The sequence below is a fragment of the Risungbinella massiliensis genome (assembly GCF_000942395.1).
In the GTDB taxonomy this organism is placed as follows: Bacteria; Bacillota; Bacilli; order Thermoactinomycetales; family Thermoactinomycetaceae; genus Risungbinella; species Risungbinella massiliensis.
Window position 1 is genome coordinate 484,883 of the sequence record NZ_LN812102.1, and the last position, 15,191, is coordinate 500,073.

A 15,191-nucleotide genomic window follows, 5' to 3' on the forward strand; every position below is an offset into this window, starting at 1 on the left:
TCTCGAAATACCGTATTTCGGCAAAATAAAAAAGCAGTTCCCTAATTCGCTATAGGGAACTGCTCTTCCTTAGAACCGTCCATCCCATTCCATAAAATGATCCATATAGGAATTTACCTTATGCGTTTGGTATTTTTCACTTCGTCTGCTACTCTCATAGCTACTAATCAGCTTTTCAACTGCTTGAATTGGCTCTAAGTCACGGTAAAATCCTTCCTCTACCTTGGTATAGAAAAACACTTTCTTTTTGTACAGGGTCACGTAGGTGTTAAACCCTTTGTTGCTATTGAGAAACTCCATGGCGATTTTGACTTTATACTTTTTGCCATCTTTTTCGATCTTCTTCTGAAACCACTTTGTCTCTGAAAGGGCGTCCACATTATTCCTCCTGTCTAAAAAGTTTGTTTCCTTTTACCGATCGGTTGCATTTAGGATATGATATTGTTTGTTATTCTGCTTGGGTAGAGATCTAATCTTTGAAATATGAGCAAAACGCCCCGAACAACCTCTTTCGATACTACATATTCCATTAGTACTTAAGAAAAAACCCCACCATGTTCTCTAAAAAAAGAGAACATGGTGGGGAATGAATTCTACAGATCATATCGATCCCCCGCTTAGTCTTCGAGGTCGTCGATAATAAGATCTGGATCTAGTTCATCATATTCTTCTGTCTCTTCTTCTTCTGCAAATAAAATTTCTTTGTCATCCATTTCTGCCATCTCAACTGGGTAGACAGCTACGCAGACTTTGGTTTCGCCCACCATTTCGACTGCGAATTCTTTCTCTACCCGTACATAGATAGCATCGCCACTAGGAGAAATAGTAGCTTCCACACAATTGGGTACTTGAGTACATTGTGCATTTACAACAGAAGATCCTTCTCGTGTTTGACGATCATAGTAACTAAGCGGCACTTGATCGATATAACGAACTGTCTCTTTGAGAACATCAGTCTTGGTATTTCCTTTACAAGAATACCAAATATTAATATCGTAGCTGCCACGAATCTCGATGGCCTCACCAACTCGGGTACTGTCAAATGAATGATTAATTACCCAAGCCCCCAAAATACTTTGAATTTGCTCTGGTGGTTTCACGGCATGGGTTGCTTGTGAAAACTTACGTCCTCTTCCGCATACTGCGCGGGTTAATACTTGGCGATAATCTAAGGAAGATCGTTTCATCGACACTAAAGTTCCCTCCTCTGATGGGCTTTGCTCCAATTTATGCAGGCCACCTACTATGGGTGCAAATACCTACATGATTTCTTGGGCAACGTTCTGTTTACATAGGAAATCCTATGCATCAGCCTACAAAGTGGTCACTCCTTTTGAACACTCCCTCCACCTACGCTACGCTAAGAAGTGGAGGATTCTTGGGTAATCCCATCTACCGATAGGAAATGTACCAAGCTCAAACCGTAGTTCCTACGGCAAGAAGTCTTAGACCTTCTTTTAAGATATTCTGAGCAGCATTCATGTCACGATCATGTTCTACCCGGCACTCAGGGCATGTCCAACTTCGAAGATTTAGGTTTTTCACCTCTTTATGTTGATAGCCACAAGCCGAACAAAGCTGACTAGATGGAAACGTTTTACCTACTTTCACGATGGTTCTTCCGAACCACTTTGCCTTATAGGTTAGCATGGTGACAAACACCGACCAAGAAGCATCGGTAATGGATTTGGCTAAGGAATGATTTTTCACCATGTTTTTAACTGGTAGATCTTCCAAGCAAATCGTTTGGTTTTCACGGATGAGCTTAGTAGAAAGTGGATGGAGAAAATCATGTCTCGCATTCACGATCTTTTCATGGATTTTGGCGACTCGGATTCGTGCTTTGTTCCAGTTAGAACCTCCTTTAGTACGTCTCGATAGGGTTCTTTGGGCTTTCGCTAGCTTCTGTTCATATTGTCGAAAATACCAAGGAGCTGGATCTTTTGTTCCGTTCATAGATAAAAAAGTCGTTTCTCTTAGAGAAACGACTTGAATTGAGATCACTTTCTTAGCGGCAACCGCATGGCCCACCACTTCCACATCCACTGACTATTTCTCCACCGGCCTCCACTTCAATTTTTTCAGAGATGGCATCGGCTAGAATCTGTTGGATGGTTTGTATAATCTCATTAACTTCCACTTGTGACTGTTGATACTCTCTTACAATCGGCAGATTATCTAACTTTTTATTTAGCTGATCTAGCTCTTGTTCTATGCACTTACGATATTCCGTCTTTTGATAATGCTTGGCGTGAACCAATTCTTTTTGCTTTTTCTTGATTGTTTGAATCAAATTTTGTACAGAAAGACTTTGATCTACTTGTTGTTCCGCTAATCGAAATCGCTCGATCTCTGCACTGTTTTGTAACTTGAGTGCAAACTGATGGGCAGTAACTAGCACTTTGGAAGGAATTGTACTAATTGTCAATAGGTATCCCTCCTAAGCAACTGGTGTAGCAGACTGTTCTTCGTCTACTAACACTCCTTTTAAGATCCATGTTTGAGGTGCTTCAATTTTTACTTGCACCATTTTACCAATCAGGTCTTTGGAACCTCGGAAATGAACAAGTTTGTTCGTCCGAGTCCGTCCAGAGAGCACTTCTGCATTCTTTTTGCTCTCTCCTTCTACGAGGACTTCCACCACTTGCCCACGAAGAGCTTCATTTTTTCGCAAACTGATCTCGTTTAATGCGTCATTTAAGCGTTGAAGACGTTCTTTTTTCACTTCCATCGGAACATCATCCTGCATCTTAGCTGCAGGCGTTCCTTCACGCGGTGAATAAATAAAGGTAAAGGCTGAATCATACTCCACCTCTTTTACTAAAGAGAGAGTCTCTTCAAACTGCTCATCTGTCTCTCCTGGGAAACCAACAATGATATCGGTCGTGAGTACCACATTCGGAACCGCTTTTTTCAGTTTGCCTACCAACTCTAGATAACGTTCCCGATCATACTTACGAGCCATCAATTTGAGCACTTCACTGCTTCCAGATTGTACTGGCAAGTGAATATGTTCAACAAGATTTCCACCTTTGCCTAGAACTTCTACCAAATGGTCATCAAAATCTCTAGGATGACTCGTAGTAAAGCGAACTCGTGGAATACCGATCTTACGAACGTCATCCATCAGATCCCCAAAACGGTATTCCATATCCTCAAAATCTTTTCCATAAGCATTTACATTTTGTCCAAGGAGTGTTACTTCCTTATAACCAAGTCTTGCTAAATCACGAATTTCCTGAAGAACATCTTCTGGACGACGGCTACGCTCTTTACCACGAGTGTAAGGTACAATGCAATAGGTGCAGAACTTGTCGCAACCATACATAATATTAACCCAAGCTCGAAGCCCATCTGATCGTTTTTTAGGAAGATTTTCGATTACATCTCCCTCTTTGGACCAAACTTCAATTACCATTTCTTTGCTATAGAGGGCATTTTGTAGAAGATGAGGCAAACGATGAATATTATGAGTCCCAAAAATCATATCTACATGCTGATAACTTTTGAGAATTCGATTGACCACTGATTCTTCTTGCGACATACATCCACAGACTCCTAATACTAAGTTGGGTTTTTCCAGCTTTAACGCTTTTAATCTACCTAACCCACCAAACACCTTATCCTCCGCATTTTCACGGATTGCACATGTGTTAAGCAAGATCACATCTGCTTCACTTGTTTCTGTTGTTTCTTCGTAACCCATCTGTTCCAAGATCCCAGCCATCGTTTCACTGTCATGTTCATTCATTTGACAGCCATACGTTTGAATCATGTACTTTTGCCCTACACCAACTTGTTGCATTTCAGGCGGTATCTCGTTGAACTGTAATACCTGGATGGACTCTTTTCCCCGCTTTTTCGCTTGCTTCAAATCAGGAGCGGTAAAATAGCGAGAGTAGTCTTTCTCTTGGCTCATCCCAATTCACCTCTTCTATTAGCTCACCATGTTTATTCTATACATTCATTCCTGCTCGGATGGATAACCTAAACATTTATACAATGAATCTATTATATAGGAGAGGCAATCACCTTTCAAATATAGTCTATTTCCCTCTTTCCTTTTGATAGAGAAGATAGGAATATAGATAGAGAAATATCATTAACGCAATGATCCCAATAATAGGAATAAAATGAACCCAAGCTACTTTCAACCAAATAGGTAATAAAAACAACAGGGCACATGGAATATACAAATATCCTGCCATTCGATGCGTTTTACGCCATACCTCAGAAGAAGAAAGTGTCCATGGAGTTCGGATCCCAAAGAAAAAATTGGGACGGGCCTGTGTGAGATAATTTCCGATCACCAGAAACAAAATGGTCAACAATACAAACATCGTGGGTAATAAAGGAATATTCCAACCTAAGATATCGCTAAGAACCAAAAAATTGATGACTGCTAAAAAGATAACTACTGCTGCATTAGTAATGGTATATGCCTTTTTATGTTGTTGGTAGGATTGCTTTCGCGGATCCAATTTAGGAAGTAAATGAATAAGAAAAAACACGCCAATCGGTAAAAAGGAAAGGGCAAGGAATTCTCCTTTAGATCCATAACGATCCACTTCTCCACCAATCCCCCAATGCATCGGGACTTGGTCAGGAAGTTGCGAGAAAAAAAATAAGGTAACAAAAATCTGCGTTAATGCGATACCAAAAGAAAAACGGTTCCAATTACTTTTCCACATTAATCTTCACTCCTATCTCGTACTTCCATAAGCCATTGAATTACGTCTTGGAACACCGTTGTGTTAAGGGAATAAATCATGAACTGCCCTCTCTTCTCCACTAGGACTAACTCAGCATTCTTTAAAATATTTAAGTGGTTGCTAACAGAAGGCTTACTCATCTCAAAATGCTCAGCGATCTCCCCTGCACTACGATCTTTTACTCGAAGAAGATCCAAAATCATTCGACGTGTAGGGTCAGCTAGTGCTTTAAATACCTGGTTCACAGCATTCACAATCCTTTTAAAGGCATATATTTAGATAAATTTCTAAATAACTAATTATATTATAAACAAAACCGCTCCACGATGGAAGCAGTTTCCCGTACTTTATTTTATTTGTGCTTGTTCGATAATCGAACGGACTATCTGTGTCACTGCATCCATATTATTGGCATAATTATAAAAACCTAAAAACTTCTCCACTGCTTCTGGGTATTGGCTTATCGTTTGCTGGAATAGTTTTTGTTCAGCACTCATTAGATTATTCTTCGTAAGTGCAATCCCTAGTTCAAATCGTTCACGAAACTTTGCTTGGAGCTGCTCCTGATAAAGTCGGTCCAGCTGAGTTTCGTCTATTTCATCTGTCTGCATTGCTTTTTCTAATATCGGTTGCAATATTTTCCCTGCATAGATCGCATCATGGATCCCTTGTGCTAGTGCTGGATCTTTAAAAATGACAGCGTCTCCAACTAATGCCCACCCCTTTCCAATCCCCGAAAACCAATGATTGGAAAAACCAGTTAACCCTCGAATCTTCTCTACTATTTTGGCATTATGAAGTCGATTATTAAATTTTATTTCCACAAATTGCGTCTTTAAAAAGTCCCATAGTGCACTTTTGGAATTATGTCCAAATTCTTTTATCCAGAGTCGATTGGCTAGCGGAAAGGCAACAAAAACAACATGTTGGTGATGATTGGTCGGAAAAATGACTAAGGTGCGATCGTAAATTCGATACACTTCAAATGTTGGCTCACTTTTCGCTTCTAATCCTTCTATGTATGTAAAATAACAGGCAAAGTCGGTTGGTACATCAATAAGTGGCTTTAATTTCAATTTCTTGCGAACAGTAGAATTGCGTCCATCTGCCCCAACTACCCACTTCGAATGATACTCTTGTTGTTGTCCCAAGGCATCTTTTGTCTTTACTCCCACTACTCGATCCTCATCCCATAATAGATCTTTGACACGTACTTTTGTGTAAATCGTTACATTAGGAATCTCACTCGCCTTTTGTATAGCTGCTTGGTCTAAGTAGCTTCTACGTATGCAATAACTATCTTCCTCACCTTTAATAGGTGGTAACGAACCTTCTATTTTTACATCCTCGAATTGTAATAGAACATTCCGAACTGGTGGAGCATCTAATTCTGGAATAAGTGGAAAAATACCTAAATCCTTCAGCTCCCAAACAGTATTATTGAAAATCGCGTGAGTAGACAGAGTATCGCTAGGAAAATTACCTTGATCCAAAAGCAACACCCGATGACCTGCATTCCCTAGTCGTATCGCCAGTGTAGCACCAGCACAACGCGCCCCTACTACAATAACATCAAAATACTGAACCAAAAAAGATCCCCCCACTAAAATTTTTCAAAAACTACATATCGAACGCAATACTTATCTAATATTCTAACGAAATATTCTAAAAATACTATTATATATTTGACATACCATACAGAATTATTTACATCGAAGCATATTCTAAATTAAATTACTTATTTTAGAATAAAAGTTAGATTTTTATTCAGAATAATAGAATATATCATTTATTACTTGAATATTTTCCTGTTCTACCTTAATATCGTGTAAGTGGTGACATAGAACTTTCACAGAAGCAGCTCTCCTTTGCTTGACTTCGTAAAACAAATCCAGTAATAGAGGTGAACTAGATGAAGAAAATTAAAATTGGACTAGCTTGGCAGATTTTGATCGGAATGATTCTCGGTATTATTGTAGGCGCTATCTTTTTTAAGAATCCGCACGTAGAAACGTATCTACAACCGATCGGAACTATTTTCCTTCGCCTCATTAAAATGATTGTAATCCCAATCGTCATCTCCAGTATTATCATCGGGGTAGCTGGTGTTGGTGATATGAAAAAGCTTGGAAAACTTGGTGGGAAAACCCTTCTTTACTTTGAAATCATTACAACAATTGCGATCATTGTTGGTCTCTTAGTTGCAAACGTATTCACACCAGGGGTGGGAGTGGATCGTTCACAACTACAACAGTCTGACATCAGTAGCTATGTAGATACTGAGTCAGAGACTCATGAAAAAGGAATGGCAGAGACCTTTATCCATATCGTTCCTGATAACCTCTTTAAAGCGTTAGCAGAAGGCGACATGCTGGCCGTCATCTTCTTCTCCGTTCTATTTGGGCTTGGGGTAGCTGCAATCGGGGAACGCGGGAAACCAGTTATTGGCTTCTTCCAAGGCGTCGCTGATACGATGTTCTATATTACCAACCAGATCATGAAATTTGCACCTTTCGGGGTTTTTGCTTTGATGGGTGTTACCATCGCCAAATTTGGGCTCGAATCGCTCATTCCACTTGGAAAATTAGTAATTCTAGTATATGCTTCCATGATTTTCTTTGTAGTGGTTGTACTAGGGCTTACTGCTAAATTATTTGGCATCAACATCTTCCATATCTTTAAGATCCTGAAAGATGAGCTAATCTTGGCTTACTCGACTTCTAGTTCGGAAACCGTACTACCAAAAATCATGGAAAAGATGGAGCGCTTTGGTGCACCGAAGGGAATTACTTCCTTCGTAGTCCCAACTGGTTACTCCTTTAACTTAGATGGTTCCACTCTTTACCAAGCAATCGCAGCACTATTCGTTGCACAAATGTATGGAATCGACATGCCACTCGATAAACAAATTCTATTAGTTCTAACCCTGATGGTTACATCCAAAGGAATCGCAGGGGTACCAGGTGTCTCCTTCGTAGTATTGCTCGCTACCTTCAAACCACTCGGTCTTCCAGTAGAAGGTCTTGCCTTCATCGTTGGTGCAGACCGTCTCATGGATATGGCTCGCACCGTGGTAAACGTAGTTGGTAACTCTCTCGCTGCTGTTGTTATGGCAAAATGGGAGAAACAATATGATGAAGAAAAAGGAAAAGCATATCTCGCAGAAATTAGTAACAAAAAGGCACAACAAGCATCTTAAGAAATACCGAAAGGCAGTTCTCCTAAAGAGAGCTGCCTTTTTTACATGAAATGGATATTTAGGAGCAATACTAAACAAAAAAGAAGAAAGGATTTATTTCGATGCTCTCAACTATTCTTCGCTTTCTTGTGGCAACACTTGTTTTAATTGTTACTGCTGCCTTAACCCCTGGTTTCCGCATTGGTAATTTTTTCTCTGCCATGATTGCAGCCATCCTAATCGCTTTAATAGGATGGGCAGTGGAAAGTATGACCCAAGATAAGATTTCCCCTTTTGCTAAAGGCGGGATTGGATTTATTACCAGTGCTATCATTCTTTACTTGGTACAGTTTATCGTACCAGGCTTTAGAATTACACTGTTTGGAACACTTATTGCTTCTTTAATCATTGCTTTCTTTAATCTGTTTCTTCCAACGACGAGGAGAAAACTGACTACCTAACTATTCGAGGCTACCTAAAAAAGGTAGTCTCGAGTTTTTAGTTTTTTGAAATTCATTTTATCTACTACGTACCATTAAATCCATCGCTTCTTTTAAGATTTTTTTCGTGTCAGCTGCCTCACCTTTTTGAAATTCTTCACGTAAACACTGCTCTAAATTATGAGTTAAAATATAGCTAATCGTTCGATCTGAAGCAGAACGAATAGCAGATAGTTGAGAGATGACTTCTTTACAATCTTTCTGTTCCTCCATCATCCGAAGAACACCACGAACTTGTCCCTCAATCCGGCGCAAACGTTTTTTTACATCATCATCATAAATCATTATAATCCCCTTCCATTTTTCTTCTTAAGCTAAAAACGGAGTTAATATATATCATTATTCATCTAATTTGCCATCCTTACAGCAACATAATATCGATTACTCATGCCATTATATCGTTTCCTTCTTAAATCGAAAAACCCCCTATCAAAAGGAGGTTTTCCCAAAGATGCCCATCCAAATTTTAACAACAGTAACCACAATTAATATAGCTAACAATCGTTGCAATACTTTTGTGTTCACTTTTTTCCCGAATTGTCCCCCAAGTGGAGAAGCAATAATACTAGCTACAACCATAATAATGGACGGGATCAACAATACTTGACCTGTCATTGCTTTCCCCACTGTTGAACCAATCGAGGAGATAAAAGTGATTGCCAAAGAAGTAGCAATTGTCATCCGAGTTGGGATTTTCAATACAACCAACATAATTGGCACTAAGATAAAAGCACCTGCTGCTCCAACTATTCCTGAAGCTAGACCAACGATAAACGATAAAATAATAGCCAATATCCCATTAAACTTCACTTGGTCCAATGGAATCTCATCCAAACCTTTTTTTGGTAAAAACATCAAGATGGAAGCAGATAGAGCAAGAACCCCATAAACTAAATTAATTTGTCCCTCATCTAGAAGTTTGGATCCATATCCGCCTAGAAAACTACCAATAAGAATACTGCTACCCATATACAATATTAGAGCTTTATTGAGATAGCCTCCTCTGCGATATACAAATACCCCACTGATTGTAGAAAAGAAAACTTGTATTGCACTAATTCCAGATACTTCATGAGCTGTAAAAGCTACAAAACCAAAAATGGGAGGAATATAAAATAACAATGGATATTTAATGATGGATCCTCCAATTCCAACCATTCCAGAAAGGAAGGAGCCAATAAACCCAATTAAAAAGAGAAGAACGATAAATGATATATCCATTTTTGCCCTTCTTTCTTAAACAAACAAGTTGATGTTTGCCTCATTAGCTTCTGCTAGATAAGAAGCTACTCCTGCATACTCAAGCCCATTAATTAGCTCTTCCTTTTTGATTCCCAATACATCCATCGACATCATACAAGCTACCATTTTAATATCTAATTCTTGAGCCATTTCCATGAGTTCTTGCAGTGTAACGATATTTTTCTTTTTCATTGTATATTTCATCATTCTAGCGCCCAAACCACCAAAATTCATTTTAGAGATACCAAGTTTTTCAGGACCACGGGGAAGCATTTTAGCGAACATTTTATCTATAAAAGTTTTTTCAACTGGTATATATTGCTCTTTACGCAAAATATTTAACCCCCAGAAGGTAAAAAACATCGTTACTTGATTTCCTATCGCTGCTGCACCTGTACCAATAATAAAGCTAGCAATCGCTTTATCTAGATCTCCACTAAATACAATTAAAGTCGATTTGTTATTCTCCATATTATCTCTCTCCCTATTTTGATCAGATCCTTTTAATAAAAAGACCCGTTTATCCTTTTTGAATCCAAAACTTATCAATACCGTCCTCTTCTACTTGCTTGATTACTTTATGACCAGCTGTTGTTGCCCATGCTGGAATATCATTCTTTGCACCTTGGTCAGTAGTATGAAGCTCTAATATTTCTCCAGTTGCAAGAGTATCCATTGCCTTTTTGCTACGAACCACTGGTAATGGGCATGAAAGCCCTTTTGCATCTAACACTTTATCTATTTTCATTTTCCTTCTCCTCTTAAATGATTAATTATGAACGGCACAACGATTTGGACCAATCTCCATCTCGCGTTGTTCCTCTTCAGATGGGCTAATTTTCCCCATATTTATTTGCCGGATCTCGTGATATGCATTCGGTTGTGGTGGAAGATTTTTTGTTACCATTCGACAAAATGTTGCTTTATCTTCCACTTGAAACCCTAAGTTGGTCTCATATAGATCTCCTAATTTGGCCAATACACCTCCCTTATCATCCAGCTCACTCATGTTTCCAAAATGGGCTGGAAGAACCATAAGCTCAGGTGAAAGCTCTTTGTACAACTGATAGAGTGTTTGGTGCAGATCTCCTACCCAATCTTCTGCTAATCCTGCTAAGTCAGGACGACCGATGGAATCTACAAACAAAATATCTCCAGATAGTAGATATTGATCATCTATCACTAAGGAAGTACTTCCAATGGTATGACCAGGAGAATAGAGTGCTTGTATACGGATTTGGGTATTACCTACTGTAATTTGATTTCCTTCCACTAATGGCTCATAGTCGAAAGTGACTTCTGTTGCATCCTTAGGTGGTAAATAATAGATAGCTCCTACCTTCTCTGCTAACTTACGCCCACCCGAGATATGATCAGCATGGAGATGTGTATCAATCAGATATTTAATCGAAATTCCTTGCTCTTTTGCGAACTGCTCGAGAGTCTCTGTGATTCTAACCATATCAATAATGGCAGCTTCTCCATCTGACTCTATTAAGTAAGAAAGGCATCCTTTTCCTAATCGATTAAACTGATAAACACTTCCTCCATTTTGTAAATCTCCGATTTTTACCGGATGCAAATATTCACTCCATCTTTTCATTCCACCTTGCAAGTAATACACTTCCTCGACGCCTGCATCAGCTAATTGCTCTGCGACAAAGATCGAAGATCCTTCTTTCGCACAAACAACGAGGATGTCTCGCTTATCTTTCGGTAGCTGTTCTAATACTGGTTCAACGCCATCAATCAGATCAAAATAAGGAATATTGATCGATTCCACTTTTTGTCCTTCTATTTTCCAATTGTGATAATCTTCGTTATTCCGCACATCTAAAATAAATATCTCCCCATGAATCACTTTCTCCGCCACATCTTTGGGCGTCATCATTTTCACCATGATCCGATAACCTCCTTGTTTAAAATAAAATGCTATACTGTTTTCTCTACTGACCATTTAGACATACCAGGTATAATATTTATCACATTAGAAAATCCATATTTCGTCAGTAATTGAGCCGCTTGATCACTCCTCTTTCCAGTACGACAAATAACGTAGATTACTTGATCTCTTTTAAGATCATCAAGCTGATCTTCTAATCTACCGAACGGTATGGAAATAGCTCCATGAATATGATCAAATGCATATTCTGCAGGTTCACGCACATCCAATAAGACAAAATCACTACCATTTTCTAGCACCTTTTGAAAGTCTTCATTTTGTATTACATTCGAATGTGCTCTTTCTTTTTTTGACTCGGAAGCACTTGCTTTTCGTAAATAGTGCTTCATCACTTCATCCTCGAATTCAGTGCCTAGATAGTGATGCCCTGTACTTTTAGCCCATCCTTGAATATCAGCCAATGAACCAAGATCTGTGGCTTGAACTTCCAAAACTTGACCAGGTTCGAGCTGATCTATTGCTTTTTTTGTACGAACAACGGGCATTGGACATGAAAGCCCTTTGCAATCTAGTTGAAAATCCACTTGAATAGTCAATTACTTTCCTCCTTTGATTAGTCTCACTTTCTTCATAATATACATATACCTGTATATGTATATGTTTTTCGATAAAATAATGCCAACATATTACGTTGACACCCCTTTCATATACCCCTATGGGTATTATGATAAATCCATTTTATACTCTTTGTCAAATATTTTAGGATATCTACGTTAGTCTAGAAAATTCTCATTCACTATTCGACATAGTTTCATACCCACGATCCCCATTAAATTTAAATATCTAAAAAGAATTTGAAGTAATAGGTATGTTCGATTACTTTTCTCCAATAGAAAAATACTATACTCACATAGCATGAGTTTATTGTTGCATACGTCTCGAATTAAAATTTGTACCCGAAATTATCTTATCTGTGATACTATTTCAAGAAATCAGCTTCCGTTCTTTATCAACTAACAAGTAGGTGATCTTCTTATGGAAATTAAAGTAGACGATTTAACTGGATCAGAAATAAAGGAATTGATCGGAGAGCATCTTCGAGGTATGACATTACATTCCCCACCAGAAAGTATCCATGCACTAGATCTTGAGGCATTACGAAGACCAGAAATTACTTTCTGGAGTGGATGGGAGCAAGGGGAACTAGTTGGTTGTGGGGCACTGAAAGAACTTGAAGAACAACATGGAGAGATAAAATCGATGCGAACTTCTTCCTCACATCTACGAAAGGGAGTTGCTAGGCGACTCCTTCAACACATAATAGAAGAAGCCAAGCGACGTGGCTATCATCGGCTGAGTTTGGAAACGGGCTCCATGGACGCTTTTGAACCAGCTAGAAAGCTATATACTAGTTTTGGGTTTCAATATTGTAAGCCGTTTTCAGATTACATGGAGGACCCAAATAGTGTATTTATGACAAAAGAATTATAGCATTTTGGTAACAATGATTTTTAAAAAAACGATATATTAACTTTTGGATTATAGAACATACTTTTCATCAAATTTCCAAATAATAACAAAAACAGCCTGGCTACTGTAGCCAGGCTGTTTTTTATCTAAAATCACAAAACATCATTTATGCATATGGCAAAACCATGGCTAAAAGCCTGACTTTTCTAACCAACTTTCTAATTTCCCAAAAAAAGAGTCTAGATCTTCTTTCATACGAAAATAAAGGTTTTTAACGAATTCGATCATAAAGACCGGCACCCTACGACCCTGAATATATGGGTAATAAAGTTTGTAACCTTGTTTTATATGATCCCATCGGAGGTCATCTCCTGGTAGTACATACTCGGAGATATCAAGTAATTTAGCATGATCATTTTGCAATATGATGTTTTTCAGGTGAATATCTCGTGGGTTTAATCCCTTTTTTCTTGCATACGCAATTGCATGATCTACTTCTTCCACTATATGTGGGGAAATGATCTTCCCCTCTGCCAAGCATTGATACAGTGTTGGCCCTTCTTCATAGGAAAGTTTTAAGTATTTCTCCCCAACTCCTAACAACTTCGGAAAAAACGGAGAATCTCCTAGTAATCGATAAGCATTTACTTCTTGTTCCAATTTTGCTAGAGACGAAGTTCCAAAAACTTTATAAACTGCATCTGCTTCTGATCGATGTCGGAAGACGATCGCATCGGTTCCTTTTCCGATCACTTCCAACTGGGATGGGGATTTTTTGATCTTTGCAATACGATTGTCCGAGAATGACTCCACTTCAACTTGACTTAGTAGCTGTTCAATTGAGTTACTCGGTAAAGGGTCTGCGTCCAATTCGACTCTCCTGTCATAAATTTAAAATTTGGTACTTTCTTTCAGCATATAAACCTTATTTTTGTTTGTTGCCATTTATTTTAAGTGAAAAAAAGGATTTCAACAACTATATTGCCAATTCTCCTCTAGATCAAACCTCTTTTTGATTCTGAGCTTATCGCTTAAGGGATGGACTCAATACATTTTTTCTCTTCATGATCGTAACTTTGAGTTTGTCTTGACCAGAAACCTACTTTCTTGAACGCTCCCTCACCTACGCTAATGCTAAGAGGTAGGGGATTCTTGGGTAATCCCATCTACCGATAGGAAATGCACCAAGCTCAAAACGTAGTTCCTACAGCAAGAAGTCTTAGACCTTCTTTTACTATATTTTGAGCAGCATTGAGGTCTCGATCATGTTCTATCCGGCATTCAAGGCATGTCCAACTTCGAAGATTTAGGTTTTTCTCCGTTGGAACAAACTGCAAAATCTTTCAGTCCCAAATCAATCCCCATCGCTTGGTCAGGGTCTACTGGATGGTAAGGGCATTGGTGTAACTCACAAAAAAAGGAAACAAAATATGTAGGGTTTTTACGAATGGTAGCAGAAAGGATTTTCCCTTCTACTTCTCGAGACTTGGCAAACGTTACCCAGCCTAGCTTTGGAAGTTTGACTTTGTTCCCCGACACTTCAATACTTGGATTGCTCTTCTTAGGATAATTGCATTGACTGGTATAAGACTGTACTGGATTCCGTTTGCTTTTCCATCGTGGCAGGTCATTTTGTTTTTGGAAAAAACGACGAAAAGCATCGGTTAAATTCTTTAAGGTGTTTTGGAGAGAAGTGGAATCTACTTCTCGTAACCATTCCCTTTCTTTTTTGTCAACAAACGAGAACAAGTAGGATAGGTGAGTCATTTCTTCGTTTCTCGATAGGCTTCTTGCCATTTGGCTAAGAAATGGTTAAAAACAAAGCGACTACATCCGATTGATTGATTTATCAATCGTGCCTGTTCCATAGTAGGATCGATCCGGAACTGAAATGCCTTATACATTTGGTTTCACCTCCCTTTAATAGTTGAAATTATTTTACAAATTTTTAGAATAATGCCAATGGCATTCGGGAGGATGGAGAAATTCGCGAAGGAAAAAGCACCAAAATAGGTCGGACTTGCGAGAGGTAGAAACCCTCCCTCGTCCAACGCAGATTCACCTCCCACTTTCGCTACGCTTAGAAGTGGGAGTATTTTCCGCTATAATAGATAAAGCTGTTCTATACTGTTGATAGTTTAACGTAAACAAAAAGGACTTCAAAATTTGAAGACCTTTTTGTAAAT

20 protein-coding genes and 1 pseudogene are annotated in these 15,191 nt (G+C 38.7%); 3 read left to right on the plus strand and 18 right to left on the minus strand.

The window, feature by feature from the left end:
• Positions 1 to 69: 69 nt before the first annotated feature.
• The 8 genes and pseudogenes from VJ09_RS02820 to VJ09_RS02855 all read right to left on the minus strand — a co-directional run bounded on the left by VJ09_RS02820 (position 70) and on the right by VJ09_RS02855 (position 6,301).
• The gene (locus tag VJ09_RS02820) at positions 70 to 378 is read right to left on the minus strand and encodes a hypothetical protein (protein ID WP_044640154.1); all 309 of its coding nucleotides are present in this window, start codon (positions 376 to 378) and stop codon (positions 70 to 72) included.
• 239 nt (positions 379 to 617) lie between these two features.
• Complete coding sequence (cotE, locus tag VJ09_RS02825) at positions 618 to 1,187, minus strand: outer spore coat protein CotE (protein ID WP_044641542.1); 570 nt, start codon at positions 1,185 to 1,187, stop codon at positions 618 to 620.
• A 229-nt stretch (positions 1,188 to 1,416) separates the two neighbouring features.
• Positions 1,417 to 1,986, minus strand: a pseudogene (locus tag VJ09_RS02830) (RNA-guided endonuclease TnpB family protein); the annotation flags it as partial.
• A gap of 22 nt (positions 1,987 to 2,008) precedes the next feature.
• Positions 2,009 to 2,428, minus strand: a complete 420-nt coding sequence (locus VJ09_RS02835; RefSeq protein WP_044640155.1) for a YlbF/YmcA family competence regulator — start codon at positions 2,426 to 2,428, stop codon at positions 2,009 to 2,011.
• A 12-nt stretch (positions 2,429 to 2,440) separates the two neighbouring features.
• Positions 2,441 to 3,919, minus strand: a complete 1,479-nt coding sequence (gene miaB, locus VJ09_RS02840) for a tRNA (N6-isopentenyl adenosine(37)-C2)-methylthiotransferase MiaB (protein WP_044640156.1) — start codon at positions 3,917 to 3,919, stop codon at positions 2,441 to 2,443.
• Between the two features lie 127 nt (positions 3,920 to 4,046).
• Positions 4,047 to 4,691 (minus strand): SdpI family protein, encoded by a 645-nt coding sequence (locus VJ09_RS02845; protein ID WP_052807189.1) that lies wholly within the window; start codon positions 4,689 to 4,691, stop codon positions 4,047 to 4,049.
• Positions 4,691 to 4,957, minus strand: coding sequence for an autorepressor SdpR family transcription factor (locus VJ09_RS02850; protein WP_044640157.1), 267 nt, complete (start codon positions 4,955 to 4,957; stop codon positions 4,691 to 4,693). Before VJ09_RS02850 ends, VJ09_RS02845 begins: the two co-directional genes overlap by 1 nt.
• Positions 4,958 to 5,059: 102 nt before the next feature.
• Entirely contained in the window at positions 5,060 to 6,301 is a 1,242-nt protein-coding gene (locus tag VJ09_RS02855; protein ID WP_044640158.1) for an NAD(P)/FAD-dependent oxidoreductase, read from the minus strand.
• A gap of 323 nt (positions 6,302 to 6,624) precedes the next feature.
• Here VJ09_RS02855 and VJ09_RS02860 point away from each other — a divergent pair, with 323 nt between their 5' ends.
• A complete protein-coding gene (locus VJ09_RS02860; RefSeq protein WP_044640159.1) occupies positions 6,625 to 7,911 on the plus strand; it encodes a cation:dicarboxylate symporter family transporter in 1,287 nt (428 codons plus the stop codon).
• A gap of 101 nt (positions 7,912 to 8,012) precedes the next feature.
• Positions 8,013 to 8,351 carry a phage holin family protein gene (locus tag VJ09_RS02865; RefSeq protein ID WP_230199078.1) on the plus strand — a complete coding sequence of 113 codons (339 nt, stop codon included), beginning with the start codon at positions 8,013 to 8,015 and terminating at the stop codon, positions 8,349 to 8,351.
• A gap of 57 nt (positions 8,352 to 8,408) precedes the next feature.
• On the opposite strand, the gene VJ09_RS02870 is transcribed toward VJ09_RS02865, so the two are convergent.
• From VJ09_RS02870 to VJ09_RS02895, 6 genes are all read right to left on the minus strand, one after another.
• The gene (locus VJ09_RS02870) at positions 8,409 to 8,675 is read right to left on the minus strand and encodes a metal-sensitive transcriptional regulator (RefSeq protein ID WP_044640161.1); all 267 of its coding nucleotides are present in this window, start codon (positions 8,673 to 8,675) and stop codon (positions 8,409 to 8,411) included.
• A gap of 144 nt (positions 8,676 to 8,819) precedes the next feature.
• Positions 8,820 to 9,611, minus strand: coding sequence for a sulfite exporter TauE/SafE family protein (locus tag VJ09_RS02875; protein ID WP_044640162.1), 792 nt, complete (start codon positions 9,609 to 9,611; stop codon positions 8,820 to 8,822).
• Positions 9,612 to 9,626: 15 nt separating this feature from the next.
• A complete protein-coding gene (locus VJ09_RS02880; protein WP_044641545.1) occupies positions 9,627 to 10,103 on the minus strand; it encodes a DsrE/DsrF/DrsH-like family protein in 477 nt (158 codons plus the stop codon).
• 49 nt (positions 10,104 to 10,152) lie between these two features.
• Positions 10,153 to 10,380, minus strand: a complete 228-nt coding sequence (locus VJ09_RS02885; RefSeq protein ID WP_044640163.1) for a sulfurtransferase TusA family protein — start codon at positions 10,378 to 10,380, stop codon at positions 10,153 to 10,155.
• 21 nt (positions 10,381 to 10,401) lie between these two features.
• Complete coding sequence (locus tag VJ09_RS02890; protein WP_044641546.1) at positions 10,402 to 11,535, minus strand: MBL fold metallo-hydrolase; 1,134 nt, start codon at positions 11,533 to 11,535, stop codon at positions 10,402 to 10,404.
• Between the two features lie 29 nt (positions 11,536 to 11,564).
• Positions 11,565 to 12,131 carry a sulfurtransferase TusA family protein gene (locus VJ09_RS02895; protein WP_082050373.1) on the minus strand — a complete coding sequence of 189 codons (567 nt, stop codon included), beginning with the start codon at positions 12,129 to 12,131 and terminating at the stop codon, positions 11,565 to 11,567.
• Positions 12,132 to 12,570: 439 nt separating this feature from the next.
• Here VJ09_RS02895 and VJ09_RS02900 point away from each other — a divergent pair, with 439 nt between their 5' ends.
• Positions 12,571 to 13,026: a GNAT family N-acetyltransferase gene (locus tag VJ09_RS02900; protein ID WP_044640164.1), complete on the plus strand. Its 456-nt coding sequence runs from the start codon at positions 12,571 to 12,573 to the stop codon at positions 13,024 to 13,026.
• 168 nt (positions 13,027 to 13,194) lie between these two features.
• Here the strand turns inward: VJ09_RS02900 and VJ09_RS02905 are convergent, their stop codons facing one another.
• The 4 genes from VJ09_RS02905 to VJ09_RS19120 all read right to left on the minus strand — a co-directional run bounded on the left by VJ09_RS02905 (position 13,195) and on the right by VJ09_RS19120 (position 14,909).
• Positions 13,195 to 13,875, minus strand: a complete 681-nt coding sequence (locus VJ09_RS02905; RefSeq protein WP_052807190.1) for a hypothetical protein — start codon at positions 13,873 to 13,875, stop codon at positions 13,195 to 13,197.
• A gap of 320 nt (positions 13,876 to 14,195) precedes the next feature.
• Complete coding sequence (locus VJ09_RS19115) at positions 14,196 to 14,342, minus strand: zinc ribbon domain-containing protein (protein ID WP_187118676.1); 147 nt, start codon at positions 14,340 to 14,342, stop codon at positions 14,196 to 14,198.
• Positions 14,287 to 14,772 carry an RNA-guided endonuclease TnpB family protein gene (locus VJ09_RS18300; protein ID WP_044640165.1) on the minus strand — a complete coding sequence of 162 codons (486 nt, stop codon included), beginning with the start codon at positions 14,770 to 14,772 and terminating at the stop codon, positions 14,287 to 14,289. Before VJ09_RS18300 ends, VJ09_RS19115 begins: the two co-directional genes overlap by 56 nt.
• Positions 14,769 to 14,909 (minus strand): helix-turn-helix domain-containing protein, encoded by a 141-nt coding sequence (locus tag VJ09_RS19120; protein ID WP_407689966.1) that lies wholly within the window; start codon positions 14,907 to 14,909, stop codon positions 14,769 to 14,771. The genes VJ09_RS18300 and VJ09_RS19120 overlap by 4 nt, the downstream gene beginning before the upstream one ends.
• Between the last annotated feature and the right edge of the window lie 282 nt (positions 14,910 to 15,191).

Excerpts from the sequence above, each read along its gene's own strand:
- cotE (WP_044641542.1), bottom strand. The coding sequence starts at position 1,187 with ATGAAACGATCTTCCTTAGATTATCGCCAAGTATTAACCCGCGCAGTA.
- miaB (WP_044640156.1), bottom strand. The coding sequence starts at position 3,919 with ATGAGCCAAGAGAAAGACTACTCTCGCTATTTTACCGCTCCTGATTTG.
- VJ09_RS02845 (WP_052807189.1), bottom strand. The coding sequence starts at position 4,691 with ATGTGGAAAAGTAATTGGAACCGTTTTTCTTTTGGTATCGCATTAACG.
- VJ09_RS02860 (WP_044640159.1), top strand. The coding sequence starts at position 6,625 with ATGAAGAAAATTAAAATTGGACTAGCTTGGCAGATTTTGATCGGAATG.
- VJ09_RS02865 (WP_230199078.1), top strand. The coding sequence starts at position 8,013 with ATGCTCTCAACTATTCTTCGCTTTCTTGTGGCAACACTTGTTTTAATT.
- VJ09_RS02870 (WP_044640161.1), bottom strand. The coding sequence starts at position 8,675 with ATGATTTATGATGATGATGTAAAAAAACGTTTGCGCCGGATTGAGGGA.
- VJ09_RS02875 (WP_044640162.1), bottom strand. The coding sequence starts at position 9,611 with ATGGATATATCATTTATCGTTCTTCTCTTTTTAATTGGGTTTATTGGC.
- VJ09_RS02880 (WP_044641545.1), bottom strand. The coding sequence starts at position 10,103 with ATGGAGAATAACAAATCGACTTTAATTGTATTTAGTGGAGATCTAGAT.
- VJ09_RS02885 (WP_044640163.1), bottom strand. The coding sequence starts at position 10,380 with ATGAAAATAGATAAAGTGTTAGATGCAAAAGGGCTTTCATGCCCATTA.
- VJ09_RS02900 (WP_044640164.1), top strand. The coding sequence starts at position 12,571 with ATGGAAATTAAAGTAGACGATTTAACTGGATCAGAAATAAAGGAATTG.
- VJ09_RS18300 (WP_044640165.1), bottom strand. The coding sequence starts at position 14,772 with ATGACTCACCTATCCTACTTGTTCTCGTTTGTTGACAAAAAAGAAAGG.
- VJ09_RS19120 (WP_407689966.1), bottom strand. The coding sequence starts at position 14,909 with ATGTATAAGGCATTTCAGTTCCGGATCGATCCTACTATGGAACAGGCA.